Source organism: Nonomuraea sp. NPDC050680 (genome assembly GCF_040654555.1).
In the GTDB taxonomy this organism is placed as follows: Bacteria; Actinomycetota; Actinomycetes; order Streptosporangiales; family Streptosporangiaceae; genus Nonomuraea.
The window spans coordinates 68,871-82,663 of the sequence record NZ_JBFAIF010000009.1; the positions used below are offsets into that span (position 1 = coordinate 68,871).

Below are 13,793 nucleotides of genomic sequence, written 5' to 3' on the forward strand. Positions count from 1 at the left end.
GGCGAGCGGTGCGGCCGGGAGGCGTCAGGCGGGGGTTGGTTCGAGGCGGAGTTCGCGGACGATCTCCTGGGCGCCGGCGTCCCGGGACGGTCCCGCGTCGGCGCCCATGAACATCTCGATGTAGGCGTGATGGAAGCATCCCGCCAGCAGCAGCCGGGCGGTGCCCTCCGGATCGACGTCGGCGGCCACCCGTCCCAGACGCTGCTCACCCTCCAGATAGGCGGCCAGCGGGAGGATCTCCGCCATCGGCCCGAGCCCGTGATCGCGTACGGCCTGCCGGAAGCGGACGGTCACGGACGGCGAGGTGAACGCGGGCAGCGCCACGGCCTGCACGTCGGTGTAGTAGTCGATGCCCGCCCGCACGATGGGCAGGAGGTTGTCGGCGACGCCGCCCCTGCCGATGCGGTGGGACAGTCCGTGCAGGATGCTGAGCCAGAGCGGGAGCCGGTCCTGCAGCAGGGCGAGGAAATGGTCCACGGAGCCGCCGGGGCGGTCCTGCCTGAGGGAGAGCGCCATCTCCAGGATGCGTCGCCGGGTGTCCTGACTCCTCTGATGCGGGTCTACGTGGGAAGTCGCCATGGTTGGCCTAACGTGCGCAGTCACATGGGAAGGTTCACGGGGCGGGTTCACGGGGGCAGAGGTTCACGGGGGGGCAGGTTCGCGGGGAGCAGGTTCAACGCGGCATTCGCGGCCGGGTCCTTGTGACGAGCCGGTCCTGGGGGTTCCAACTTGGTGCAAAGTTGTATGGTTACCGATTATTACCTGAAACTTCCAGAAAGTTCGGCAAAAGAGGCTGCGAGTCAGCTGTCAGTGTCGCGGTCCCGGCGCCGCAGGTAGCGCTCGAACTCGGCGGCGATCGCGTCTCCGCTGGCCTCGGGCAGCTCGGCGGCGTCCTTGCGCTCCTCGAGCTCCTTGACGTATTCGGCCACTTCGCTGTCCTGGGAGGCGAGCTCGTCCACGCCGTTCTCCCAGGCGCGGGCCTCCTCGTCGAGATCGCCGAGCGGCATCGGGATCTCCAGCAGGTCTTCGAGGCGGCGCAGCAGCGCCAGCGTGGCCTTGGGGTTGGGCGGCTGGGCCACGTAGTGGGGCACCGACGCCCACAGCGAGACGGCGTTGAGACCGGCATCGCCGAACGACTGCTGGAGCACGCCCACGATGCCCGTGGGGCCCTCGTAGCGGCTCAGCTCCAGGTTGGTCGAACGGGCCAGGTCCTCGTCCGTGGCACCGCCCAGGATCGGCACGGGGCGGGTGTGCGGGGAGTCGTTGAGCAGCGCGCCGAGCATCACGGCCAGCTCGACGCCGAGCTCGCGGCAGACCTCCACGATGTCGGCGCAGAACGACCGCCACCGCATGTTGGGCTCTATGCCGCGCAGCAGCACCACGTCACGCTCGACGCCCGGCGGCCGGGCGCGCAACAGTCGCGTCGTCGGCCAGATGATGGAGCGGGTCAGCCCGTCGCCCATCTCCACGACGGGCCGGGTGACCTGGAAGTCGTAGTAGTCGTCGGGATCCAGCTCGACCAGCGGCTCCGCCTTCCAGGCGGACTCGAGGTGGGCGATCACACCACTGGATGCCTCGCCGGCGTCGTTCCACCCTTCGAACGCGGCTATGAGCACCGGGTCGACGAGCTCGGGGAACCTTTCGAACTCGATCACGTGTCGCCTCCTCTCTCCGCTGTCCAGCTAAGCCTATGCGGTGAGGAGGCGGTCATGTCACGGAGTAACGATGATCAGTCATCGTCGCGCAGCGACCGGTCAGAAGTCGTCACGCGGCGACGGCCGGGCACCGTCAGGTCAGGCGCTCTCACCGGGTGAGCTCGGGCGGGCGCTCTCGCTGAGCGAGGGGTCGGGCGCGGCCACGGGCGATGCTCTGAGGCTGGAGGTTCTCACTGAGTAAGGGGGCCAGGGCGCTCTCGCTCAGTGCTGGGTGAGGGTCAGGCGCGGCCGCCGGAGGTGCTGTGGACGATCAGCACGTCGCAGGAGGCGCGGTGGGCGACGTGCGACGGCACCGAGCCGAGCAGCCGCCCCGCCAGGCTGTTGAGCCCGCGGTTGCCGACGACCAGTAGATCCGCCTGGTGCGCGGCGGCCAGCGTGATGAGTACGTCGACCGCGTCGCCCTCCTCCGCCGCCAGGACGACCTCGGTCGCGCCGGCGGCGACGGCGTGCTCGCGGGCGGCCCTCAGGGCGTCGTCGGCGGGGGTGGAGCCGCTCACCTTGTAGGCCAGGTCGCCGAGCCGGTCCGCGGCGGCGGCCCGCTCGCTCGCCCGCATGGGCAGGTACGCGCACGCCAGGACGAGGGTGGCGCCGGTCGCGCCGGCCAGGGACGCCGCCGCGCGGACGGCGCGGAAGGAGGAGGCGGAGCCATCGGTGCCGGCCAGCACGGTGCGGTAGGCCATCGGGAACCCCTATTAGACATATGGTCGAATTGTCTTCCTGGCAGAATAGCCGTCCGCTCAAGCCTTTCTGCACAGCCGATAAGCTCTAGCCCATGAGCAGCTCCCCGTCCTTCCGTGAAGTGTTGTCCCAGCGAGTGATCGTCGCCGACGGGGCGATGGGGACGATGTTGCAGGCCCAGGACCCCACCCTCGACGACTTCGAGGGTCACGAGGGCTGCAACGAGGTGCTGAACGTCACCCGTCCCGACATCGTGAGCGGCGTCCACGACGCCTACTTCGCCGTGGGCGTCGACTGCGTGGAGACCAACACCTTCGGCGCCAACCTGGCGGCCCTGGGCGAGTACGACATCCCCGAGCGGGTCTTCGAATACTCCGAGGCGGGTGCCAGGATCGCGCGCGAGCGGGCCGACCACTGGTCGACGCCCGAGCAGCCGCGCTTCGTGCTCGGCTCGATGGGCCCCGGCACCAAGCTGCCGACCCTGGGGCACCTGCCATACCACAACCTGCGCGAGTCCTACCGCGACAACGCGGCGGGCCTGATCGCGGGCGGCGCCGACGCGTTGATCATCGAGACCTGCCAGGACCTGCTCCAGGTCAAGGCCGCCGTCATCGGCGCCAAGCGGGCCGCCGAGGAGTCCGGGCGCGACGTGCCGATCATCGCCCAGGTGACGATCGAGACCAACGGCGCCATGCTGCTGGGCTCCGAGATCGGCGCCGCGCTGACCGCGATCGAGCCGCTCGGCGTCGACCTGATCGGCCTCAACTGCGCCACCGGCCCGGCCGAGATGAGCGAGCACCTGCGCTACCTGGCCCGGCACTCCCGGCTGAAGCTCTCGTGCATGCCCAACGCCGGCCTGCCGGTGCTGACCTCCGACGGCGCGTACTATCCGCTCGGCGCCGACGAGCTCGCCGACGCGCACGAGACCTTCACCCGCGACTACGGCCTGTCGCTGGTCGGCGGCTGCTGCGGCACCACCCCCGAGCACCTGCGCAAGGTCGTCGACCGCGTGCGCGGCAAGCAGACGGCCGCCCGCCGCCCGCACCCCGAGCCCGGCGCGTCCTCGCTCTACCAGACCGTGCCGTTCCGCCAGGACACCTCCTACCTGGCCATCGGCGAGCGGTGCAACACCAACGGCTCCAAGGCCTTCCGCGAGGCCATGCTCGAAGGCCGCTGGGACGACTGCGTGGAGATGGCCCGCGAGCAGGCCCGCGGCGGCGCCCACCTGCTCGACCTGTGCGTCGACTACGTGGGCCGCGACGGCGTGGCCGACATGAAGGAACTGGCGTTCCGGCTGGCCACCGCCTCCACGCTGCCGATCATGCTCGACTCGACCGAGTCCGAGGTGCTGCGGGCCGGGCTGGAGATGCTCGGCGGGCGCGCGGTGGTCAACTCGGTCAACTACGAGGACGGGCGCGGCCCCGACTCACGCTTCCACAAGACGATGACGGCCGTACGCGAGCACGGCGCCGCGGTCGTGGTCATGTGCATCGACGAGAACGGCCAGGCCCGCACGGCCGCCGAGAAGGTACGCATCGCGAGCGAGACCATCGACGACCTGGTCGCCAACTGGGGCATGCAGGTGTCCGACATCATCGTCGACTGCCTCACCTTCACCATCGCCACCGGCATGGAGGAGAGCCGCCGCGACGGCCTGGAGACCATCGAGGGCATCCGCGAGCTCAAGCGCCGCTACCCCGACGTGCAGACCACGCTGGGCCTGTCCAACATCTCCTTCGGCATCAACCCGGCCTCGCGCATGGTGCTCAACTCGGTGTTCCTCAACGAGTGCGTCAACGCCGGGCTCGACTCGGCCATCGTCCACGCCTCCAAGATCCTGCCGATGTCGCGCATCCCCGACGATCAGCGTCAGGTCGCGCTCGACATGGTCTACGACCGCCGCCGCGAGGGCTACGACCCGCTGCAGCGCTTCATCGACATGTTCGAGGGCGTCGACGCCACCGCCATGCGCGAGGGCAGGGCCGAGGAGCTGGCCGCGCTGCCGCTGTGGGAGCGGCTCAAGCGGCGCATCATCGACGGTGAGAAGAAGGGGCTGGAGGCCGACCTCGAGGCCGGTCTGGCGGAGCGGCCCGCCCTGGAGATCATCAACAACGTGCTGCTCGATGGCATGAAGACGGTCGGCGAGCTGTTCGGCTCGGGGCAGATGCAGCTGCCGTTCGTGCTGCAGTCGGCCGAGGTGATGAAGACCGCCGTCGCCTACCTCGAACCGCACATGGACCGCGTCGAGGGTGAGACGAAGGGCCGCATCGTGCTGGCCACGGTCAAGGGCGACGTGCACGACATCGGCAAGAACCTGGTCGACATCATCCTGTCCAACAACGGCTACCAGGTGGTCAACCTCGGCATCAAGCAGCCGGTCTCCGCGATCCTGGAGGCGGCCGACGAGCAGAAGGCCGACGTCATCGGCATGTCCGGACTTCTGGTGAAATCGACGGTCATCATGAAGGAGAACCTGGAGGAGATGAACTCCAGGGGCATCTCCGAACGCTATCCGGTGCTGCTCGGCGGCGCCGCCCTCACCCGCGCCTACGTCGAGCAGGACCTGGCCGAGCTGTTCGCCGGCGAGGTCCGCTACGCCCGCGACGCCTTCGAGGGGCTGCGGCTGATGGACTCCTTCATGGCCGTCAAGCGCGGTGTCGCCGGGGCCACGCTGCCGCCGCTGCGCGAGCGCCGGGTCAAGACCGGCGCCGTCCTGACCCGCACGCCGGAGGCGGAGCTGCCCGCGCGCTCCGACGTGGCCGCCGACAACCGGGTGCCGGTGCCGCCCTTCCAGGGTGACCGCATCGTCAAGGGCATCTCGCTGAGCGACTACTCCGCCTTCCTCGACGAGCGGGCGCTCTTCCTCGGACAGTGGGGCCTCAAGCCCACGCGCGGCGGCGACGGCCCCGGCTACGACGAGCTCGTCGAGACCGAGGGACGGCCGCGGCTGCGCATGTGGCTCGACCGCATCCAGACCGAAGGGCTGCTGGAGGCGGCCGTCGTCTACGGCTACTTCCCATGCGTCAGCGAGGGCGACTCGCTGATCATCCTCGACGAGGCCGGAAACGAGCGCACCCGCTTCGCCTTCCCGCGCCAGCGCCGTGACCGGCACCTGTGCCTGTCCGACTTCTTCCGCTCGCGCGAGTCGGGGGAGGTGGACGTGGTCGGCTTCCAGGTCGCCACGATGGGCGGCAAGATCTCCGAGGCGACGGCCGAGCTGTTCGCCAAGGACGCCTACCGTGACTACCTGGAGCTGCACGGGCTGTCGGTGCAGCTCACGGAGGCGCTGGCCGAATACTGGCACGCCCGGGTGCGCGCCGAGTGGGGGATCGGCGGCGAGGAGTCGCTGGACGACATGCTCAAGGTCAACATCCAGGGCTGTCGCTACTCCTTCGGCTACCCGGCCTGCCCCAATCTCGAGGACCAGGTGCAGCTGTTCCAGCTCCTGGACCCGGAGCGGATCGGGGTGACGCTGTCGGAGGAGTTCCAGCTCCACCCGGAGCAGGCCACCTCCGCCCTGGTCGCCCACCACCCGGAGGCGAAGTACTTCAACGTCTGACGTACTTCGGACGTCTGACGTTCTTCGACGTCTGGCCCGGCCAGAGCCGTTCGGCCTCGCTCCCGGTCATGCCGTGGGTGAGGCCCCCGGCGCTCGCGGTCTTCGTGTGGGCGGTGAGAATGGCGGGACGGGGTGCCGTCGCGGTGCCGTACACGAACCGATCGGGGGATGCATGGAAGCCGTCTTCTTCGACATGGACGGGTTGCTGGTCGACAGCGAGAAGGTGTGGCTGGAGATCGAGATCGAGGTGATGGCGAGACTCGGCGGCGAGTGGACGCTCGATCACCAGGCGCACCTCGTGGGCGGCTCCATGGAACGCACCGTCGCCTACATGCTCGCCGTCTCCGGCTCGTCCGTCGCTCCGGAGGACCTGCGCGAGTGGATGACCGACGGCATGGTGACCCGCCTGGCGGACGGCGTGGCGCTCATGCCCGGTGCCTCCGAACTGCTCGACGCCGTACGCGAGGAGGGCATCCCGGGCGCCCTGGTGACCTCGTCGCTCAGGGAGATCGCCGACGCGGTGCTCAAGGCCGTCGGCCGTGACCGGTTCGACGCCATCGTGACGGCCGACGATGTCACCCGCACCAAGCCCGACCCGGAGCCCTACCTGACGGCGGCCGAGTTGCTGGGTGTCGACCCGGTGCGCTGCGTCGTCCTGGAGGATTCGCCCAACGGCGTGGCCGCCGCCACGGCGGCGGGCTGCGCGGTCGTAGCGGTCCCCAGCCTCCTGCCCATCGATCCTGCGCCCGGCCGCCTCGTGGTCCCCTCCTTGACGGACGTCACGATCCCCACCCTGCGCGCGTTGATCCGCGCGTAACGGCGGCCGGCCACCATCCGGTCAGAGGCCGTATTCCTGGAGGCCCTCAGCCCCGTGCGGCGGGTGGCGGGTTCCCCATGCTTGCCGTACAAAAAAGTAAAGCTTTCAGCCCGGCAAAAGGACGACCCCCAGCCGCGCAGGGGCCGATCCCCTAAGGGAGGGCCGGTACTTGGGGAGGAGGGGCGGCGGGGGGAAGCATGCCAGGATGGGAGCGAAGCCACATAACAGAGGGGCGGCGGAATGACTTTCGAGCAGATCTACTGGTTGCCGCTGTGCGCCGGTGTGACCATCGCGGGCTTGGTGCTCAGTTTCCTGGCGTTTCGGCGCAGAGGCGCGGCCGCCGGCATGAGGATGGCCGCGTGGGCGCTGCTCCCGCTGGCCGCCTACCTGACCGGCGCGTTGCAGTCACTGTGGACCATCGGCGCCACCATCGTGAGTTTCGTGACGAGCCTGATCTTCAACCCCCTTGTCTGGGCGGGCGTCGCCGTGACCGGGCTGTCCGTCGTGCTGTTCGTGGCCTCGGGGTTCATGCGCAGCCGGAAGCTGAAGGTGGCGCGCGACGGCAAGCCGGGCAAGGCCGCGGAGGCCCCGGCCGCGCCGCAGCCACGCGCGGTCGGCCAAAGGACAGGGCAGACGGCCGGGCAGACGACAGGGCAGGCGACGGGTCAGCCCGCAGGAAAGCCCGCCGCGGCGGCGGCGAAGAAGAACAACGACGACGACTTCTCCGACATCGAGGATATTCTCAAGCGCAGGGGCATCAGCTGATCCAAGGTGTGTCACAGTTCCGAGACGCAACCGGGACGGGGCGTAGACAATCACCCCAAGATCGATACGAATGAGTTTCGCGTCAATCACAGTTGAGCCACATCACGCCCTGAGGGACTGGTCACACCAGCTCAGGCCATAGATTCTGCCTCCTGAGGACGCAACTAGCGACTTCACCAGCGCGGCGCATAACCTGATCGGGACCGCGCCCACACGGACGACGTCGTCTGGCATCCAGGGGGCCATTGGCATGACCGCACCGCTCGATGTTCCGGGCTCGGCTATCGAAGCCGGACCGGAAACCGTTCTGGAGGGCGCGGACTCCTCAGTCATCCGAGGGCGTTCCCTTGGCCAGATCGCATGGATGCGGCTGAAGCGCGACAAGATCGCGATGATCGGCGGGATCGTCATCGTCGTGCTGATCCTCGTCGCCATCTTCGCGCCGCTGCTGGTGTCGTGGCTCGGCCACCCGCCGGCGGAATGGCACCGGGAGAAGATCGACCCGGCCATCCAGGCGCCGATCGGCACGTTCGGCGGCATGAGCTGGGACTTCCTGTTCGGGGTCGAACCCACCACGGGCCGCGACCTGTTCAGCCGGGTCCTCTACGGCGCGCGCATCTCGCTGCTCATCGCGTTCTTCGCGACGCTGCTCTGCGTCCTGCTCGGCACCGTGTTCGGCATGATCGCCGGCTTCTTCGGCGGATGGATCGACACGGTCATCAGCCGGCTCATGGACATCTTCCTCGCCTTCCCGCTGCTGGTGTTCGCGCTGGCGCTCGGCGGGGTGATCCCCGACAAGGCGTTCGGGATGTCCGGTGACACGCTGAGGATCAGCCTGCTCGTGTTCATCATCGGCTTCTTCAACTGGCCCTATATTGGGCGTATTATCCGAGGTCAGACGCTATCCCTGCGTGAGCGGGAGTTCGTCGACGCCTCAAGGAGCCTGGGCGCGCGCAACCACGTCATCCTGTTCAAGGAGATCCTGCCGAACCTGCTGGCCCCGATCCTGGTCTATTCGACGCTGCTCATCCCGTCGAACATCCTGTTCGAGGCCGCGCTGTCCTTCCTCGGCGTGGGTGTGCGGCCGCCGACCCCGACGTGGGGAGGCATGCTGGCTGACGCGGTCCACAACTACGAAGTGGCGCCCAACTACATGGTCTTCCCCGGTCTCGCGATCTTCGTCACGGTGCTGGCGTTCAACCTGCTCGGTGACGGCCTGAGGGACGCCTTCGATCCCAAGGCTCGATGACCACGTGAGTTATCCCGCAAATTTTGGACTCCTAGTTACAAGGGGTGTGTCAGGTCGATGAAGATAAGATCCACGGCGTCGGCGGTCGCGATCACCGCTGCTCTCGCCCTGGTCGTCTCCGCGTGTGGCGGTGGCGGCTCTGCCAAGAAGACCGGTGGTGCCACCGCTGAGGCGCCCGCCAGCCAGTACAACGCCGGAGTGACGCAGGTCGTCAACCCCTCCGACAAGACGGGCGGCACGCTCCACATGGGCATGCCGGGCGACTTCGACTCGGTTGACCCCGGCGACCAGTACTACGGCTACGCCTGGAACTTCTCCCGCCTTTACACGCGCGCGCTGACCATGTTCAAGCCGGTGCCGGGCAAGGAGGGCCTCGAGCTCGTCGGTGACCTGGCCGAGGACCTCGGCAAGGCCAGCGACGGCGGCAAGACCTGGACGTACAAGCTGCGCAAGGGCATCAAGTTCGAGGACGGCACCCCGGTGACGTCCAAGGACGTGAAGTACGCCGTGGCCCGCTCGCTGGACAAGGAGATCCTGCCCAGCGGCCCGACCTACTTCAACGACTGGCTCGACCTGGGCGACTACACGGGCCCGTACAAGATGAAGGGCAAGCTCGACAGCTGGAAGGGCATCGAGACGCCCGACGACCAGACCGTCGTCTTCCACCTGAAGAAGGCCTACGGCGGCTTCGACTACTTCGCCATGCTCCCGCAGACGGCCCCGGTGCCGGAGGCCAAGGACACGGGCACCAAGTACAAGGAGCACCCGGTCGCGACCGGCCCCTACATGTTCAAGGCCCACGAGCTCGGCAAGCGCATCGAGCTGGTCAAGAACCCGAACTGGGACGCGGCGACCGACCCCAACCGCAAGCAGCTCAACGACTCGATCGAGGTGCTGCTCGGCCAGAACGAGGACGACCTCGACCAGCGCCTGCTCTCGGGCAAGATCGACGTCAAGATCAACAGCACCGGCGTGGGGGCCAACGCCCGCAAGACCGTCCTGACGGACGACAAGGTCAAGCAGTACGCCGACTCCGCGCCGCTCGACCGCACCTGGTTCACCAACCTCAACGCGGACGTGCCGCCGCTGGACAACGTCCACTGCCGCAAGGCCGTGCTGTACGCGGCTGACCGCTCCGCGATCCAGGGCGCCTACGGTGGTCCCGACGCCGGTGGCGAGGTCGCCCTCAGCCTCATGCCGTCGAAGATGACCGGTTACGAGAAGAACGACCTTTACGGCGTCGAGGCCAACCCCGGCGGCGACGTGAACAAGGCGAAGGAAGAGCTGAAGGCCTGCGGCCAGCCCAACGGTTTCAGCACCACCATCTCCTTCCGCGTCGAGCGCGCGGCGGAGAAGCAGACCGCCGAGTCGCTGCAGCAGTCGCTCGGCCGCGTGGGCATCAAACTGGAGGTCAAGGGCTTCCCGCAGGGTGACTACTTCAAGCTGTACGCCGGCAAGCCCGACTTCGCCAAGAAGAACGGCCTGGGCCTCATGGTCTACGGCTGGGGCGCCGACTACCCCGAGGGCTTCGGCTTCTTCCAGCAGATCGTCGACAGCCGCGTCATCCGCGCCGCCGGTAACACCAACCTCGGCGTGAAGGACCCGGAGATCGACAAGCTGATCGACCAGGCCGCGGGAGAGCAGGACGCCACCAAGCGCAACTCGATCTGGGCCTCGGTCGACAAGAAGGTCATGGACGACGCGTTCATCCTGCCCTACGTCTGGGCGCACGGCCTGTTCTACCGGCCGCCGACGCTGAAGAACGCCTTCGTCAGCCAGAACTTCGGGATGTACGAGTTCCTGACGCTGAGCACCCAGTAACCCGGTCCGGGAAAACCTCCGGAACGTTCGTCGAAAGCAGGTGAAGGCTTCGGCGGCCGGGCCCACAAGGCCCGGCCGCCATGGCCGAGATCAGTGGCCACATACATCATCAGACGGTTGATAGCGGCCGTCATGCTGCTCTTCGTGGTGAGCATCGCGACGTTCGCCATCTTCTTTCTCGTCCCGCGACTCGCCGGGATGTCCGCTGACGACCTCGCTTCCCGCTACGTGGGCAAGGCCGCCAACGACCAGATGATCCACGAGGCCGCCGTCAGGCTGGGCTTCAACGACCCGCTGGTCGTGCAATATGGGCGGTTCGTGAAGGGCATCTTCGTCGGGGTCGACCGCAACTACGGTCCCGGCGTCGAGCACTGCCCCGCCCCATGTCTCGGCTACTCCTACGTCACCCAGAACCCGGTGCTGCCCGACCTGCTCGACCGGCTGCCGATCACACTGTCGCTGGCGCTCGGCGCCGCCGTGGTGTGGGTGGTGTTCGGCGTCTCGACGGGCGTGCTGTCGGCGCTGCGGCGCGGCAGCTTCTTCGACCGCCTCTCGATGGGTGTGGCCCTGGCGGGCGTGTCGCTGCCCATCTTCTTCACCGGCATCGTGTCGCTGGCCATCTTCCGCGACCAGCTCGGTCTGGTCGGCGACGTCGCCGACTGGGTGCCGTTCTCGGAAGACCCGCTCACCTGGGCGAACAACCTCATCCTGCCGTGGGTGACGCTGGCCTTCCTCTACGCCGCCGGTTATGCCCGGCTCACCAGAGCGGGCATGCTGGAGACCATGTCGGAGGACTACATCCGCACGGCGCGGGCCAAGGGCCTGCCCGAACGCATGGTGGTGGTCAAACACGGCCTGCGTGCCACGCTCACGCCCGTGATGACCATGTTCGGCCTCGACCTGGGCCTGCTGCTCGGCGGCGCGGTGCTGACCGAGAGCACGTTCTCGCTGCCCGGCATCGGCAAGTACGCGGTCGACGCCATCAACAACAACGACCTGCCCCAGGTGATGGGCGTCACGCTGACCGCGGCGGGCTTCATCATCCTGGCCAACCTGATCGTCGACCTGCTCTACGCGGTGGTTGACCCGAGAGTGAGGCTGACGTGAGCGAGAGCCCCTTTCTCGACGTCAAGGACCTGAAGGTCCACTTCTCGACCGACGACGGCGTGGTCAAGTCCGTCGACGGGCTGTCCTTCAGCCTCGAACGCGGCAAGACCCTGGGCATCGTCGGCGAGTCCGGGTCGGGCAAGTCGGTCACCAGCCTCGGCATTCTCGGCCTGCACCGCGGCAAGAACGCGAACGTCTCCGGTGAGATCTGGCTCGACGGCGAAGACCTCGTCACCGCCTCGCAGGAGCACGTACGCCGGCTGCGCGGCCGCAAGATGGCGATGATCTTCCAGGACCCGCTGTCGTCGATGCATCCCTTCTACACGGTGGGCGACCAGATCATCGAGGCCTACCGCATCCACAACAAGGTCTCCAAGAGCGTGGCCCGCAAGCACGCCATCGACATGCTGGGCCGGGTCGGCATCCCCGAGCCCAAGCGCCGGGTCGACTCCTACCCGCACGAGTTCTCCGGCGGCATGCGCCAGCGCGCCATGATCGCGATGGCGCTGTCGTGCGACCCCGAGCTGCTCATCGCCGACGAGCCGACCACCGCGCTCGATGTGACCGTGCAGGCGCAGATCCTCGACCTGATGCGTGACCTGCAGCGCGAGTTCAACTCCGCGCTGATCATCATCACTCACGACCTGGGCGTGGTTGCCGAGCTGTCCAACGACATCCTGGTCATGTACGCGGGCAAATGCATCGAGTACGGCTCGGCCGAGGACATCTTCTACCGGCCCGAGCACCCCTACACCTGGGGCCTGCTGGGCTCGATGCCCCGGCTCGACCGGGAGCCCACCGAACGGCTCCTGCCCGTCAAGGGCACCCCGCCGTCGCTGATCAACGTGCCGTCGGGCTGCGCCTTCCACCCCCGCTGCCCCTACTCCGACCAGACCGACGGCCGGTCCAAGGCCGAGGTGCCGGCCCTGATCAAGACCGACCCCGGCCACCTGGTGCGCTGCCACCTGAGCAGGACGCAGCGGCGGACGCTGTGGGAGAACGAAGTCAAGCCAGTGCTGGAGACGCAGTGACCACCTCGAACGAGCCGCTTCTTTCCGTCCAGGACCTGGAGAAGCACTTCCCGGTGACCAAGGGCCTGCTCAAGCGGCAGGTCGGGGCCGTCAAGGCGGTCGACGGGATCAGCTTCGACGTGTTCAAGGGTGAGACGCTCGGCCTGGTGGGGGAGTCGGGCTGCGGCAAGTCCACCACCGGCCGGCTGGTGACCAGGCTGCTGGAGCCGACCGGGGGCAAGGTCGTCTTCGAGGGCCGCGACATCACCCACATGAGTCAGGGCAAGCTCCGGCCGCTCCGCCGCGACATGCAGATGATCTTCCAGGACCCCTTCTCGTCGCTCAACCCGCGCCACACGGTCGGCACCATCGTCGGTGCCCCGTTCCGCATCCAGGGCGTGCAGACCGAGCACGGGATCAAGAAGGCCGTCCAGGACATCCTCCAGCTGGTCGGCCTGAACCCGGAGCACTACAACCGCTACCCCCACGAGTTCTCGGGCGGCCAGCGCCAGCGCATCGGCATCGCCCGCACACTCGCGCTCAAGCCCAAGCTGATCATCGCCGACGAGCCGGTCTCGGCGCTGGACGTCTCGATCCAGGCCCAGGTGGTCAACCTCCTGGAGGACCTGCAGAACGAGCTGGACCTCACCTACGTGGTCATCGCCCACGACCTGTCGGTGGTCCGCCACATCAGCGACCGGGTCGCGGTGATGTACCTCGGCAAGATCGTGGAGATCGCCGACCGCAAGCGCCTGTACAGCAGCCCCATGCACCCCTACACCAACGCGCTGCTGTCGGCGGTCCCGATCCCGGACCCCAAGGCCCGCGCGGACGGCGACCGCATCAGGCTGACGGGCGACGTCCCCAGCCCGCTCAACCCGCCACCGGCCTGCCGCTTCCACACCAGGTGCTGGAAGGCCCAGGACATCTGCAAGACGGTGGAGCCGCCGCTGGAAGAGCTGGCCAGCGGCCACCGCGTGGCCTGCCACTTCCCGGAGAACGCCCCCGCCCCGGCGCCGACGACGGCCGCCGCGACCTCCTGACGCCGGTCGGCGGACGGGGGGTCCCCGCC

At 68.2% G+C, this 13,793-nt stretch carries 11 protein-coding genes; 8 read left to right on the plus strand and 3 right to left on the minus strand.

Annotation, left to right across the window (positions count from 1 at the left end):
• Positions 1 to 24: 24 nt before the first annotated feature.
• The 3 genes from AB0H88_RS28165 to AB0H88_RS28175 all read right to left on the minus strand — a co-directional run bounded on the left by AB0H88_RS28165 (position 25) and on the right by AB0H88_RS28175 (position 2,395).
• Positions 25 to 516: a hypothetical protein gene (locus tag AB0H88_RS28165; RefSeq protein WP_357649490.1), complete on the minus strand. Its 492-nt coding sequence runs from the start codon at positions 514 to 516 to the stop codon at positions 25 to 27.
• A 284-nt stretch (positions 517 to 800) separates the two neighbouring features.
• Entirely contained in the window at positions 801 to 1,655 is an 855-nt protein-coding gene (locus AB0H88_RS28170; RefSeq protein ID WP_225291297.1) for a PAC2 family protein, read from the minus strand.
• A 278-nt stretch (positions 1,656 to 1,933) separates the two neighbouring features.
• The gene (locus tag AB0H88_RS28175) at positions 1,934 to 2,395 is read right to left on the minus strand and encodes a universal stress protein (protein WP_357649492.1); all 462 of its coding nucleotides are present in this window, start codon (positions 2,393 to 2,395) and stop codon (positions 1,934 to 1,936) included.
• A 92-nt stretch (positions 2,396 to 2,487) separates the two neighbouring features.
• On the opposite strand from AB0H88_RS28175, the gene metH reads away from it, so the two are divergent.
• The 8 genes from metH (at position 2,488) to AB0H88_RS28215 (ending at position 13,764) form a co-directional block, all read left to right on the plus strand.
• The gene (gene metH, locus AB0H88_RS28180) at positions 2,488 to 5,952 is read left to right on the plus strand and encodes a methionine synthase (RefSeq protein WP_357649494.1); all 3,465 of its coding nucleotides are present in this window, start codon (positions 2,488 to 2,490) and stop codon (positions 5,950 to 5,952) included.
• 172 nt (positions 5,953 to 6,124) lie between these two features.
• On the plus strand, positions 6,125 to 6,769 hold the full coding sequence (locus AB0H88_RS28185; RefSeq protein ID WP_357649496.1) for an HAD family phosphatase: 645 nt from the start codon (positions 6,125 to 6,127) through the stop codon (positions 6,767 to 6,769).
• A gap of 240 nt (positions 6,770 to 7,009) precedes the next feature.
• Entirely contained in the window at positions 7,010 to 7,534 is a 525-nt protein-coding gene (locus tag AB0H88_RS28190) for a cellulose synthase (RefSeq protein WP_357649498.1), read from the plus strand.
• A gap of 250 nt (positions 7,535 to 7,784) precedes the next feature.
• Positions 7,785 to 8,783 (plus strand): ABC transporter permease, encoded by a 999-nt coding sequence (locus AB0H88_RS28195; RefSeq protein ID WP_357649500.1) that lies wholly within the window; start codon positions 7,785 to 7,787, stop codon positions 8,781 to 8,783.
• 57 nt (positions 8,784 to 8,840) lie between these two features.
• A complete protein-coding gene (locus AB0H88_RS28200) occupies positions 8,841 to 10,604 on the plus strand; it encodes an ABC transporter substrate-binding protein (protein WP_357649502.1) in 1,764 nt (587 codons plus the stop codon).
• A gap of 93 nt (positions 10,605 to 10,697) precedes the next feature.
• On the plus strand, positions 10,698 to 11,711 hold the full coding sequence (locus AB0H88_RS28205; RefSeq protein WP_357649504.1) for an ABC transporter permease: 1,014 nt from the start codon (positions 10,698 to 10,700) through the stop codon (positions 11,709 to 11,711).
• On the plus strand, positions 11,708 to 12,742 hold the full coding sequence (locus AB0H88_RS28210) for an ABC transporter ATP-binding protein (protein ID WP_357649506.1): 1,035 nt from the start codon (positions 11,708 to 11,710) through the stop codon (positions 12,740 to 12,742). Before AB0H88_RS28205 ends, AB0H88_RS28210 begins: the two co-directional genes overlap by 4 nt.
• Positions 12,739 to 13,764, plus strand: a complete 1,026-nt coding sequence (locus AB0H88_RS28215) for a dipeptide ABC transporter ATP-binding protein (RefSeq protein WP_357649508.1) — start codon at positions 12,739 to 12,741, stop codon at positions 13,762 to 13,764. Before AB0H88_RS28210 ends, AB0H88_RS28215 begins: the two co-directional genes overlap by 4 nt.
• Positions 13,765 to 13,793: the final 29 nt, after the last annotated feature.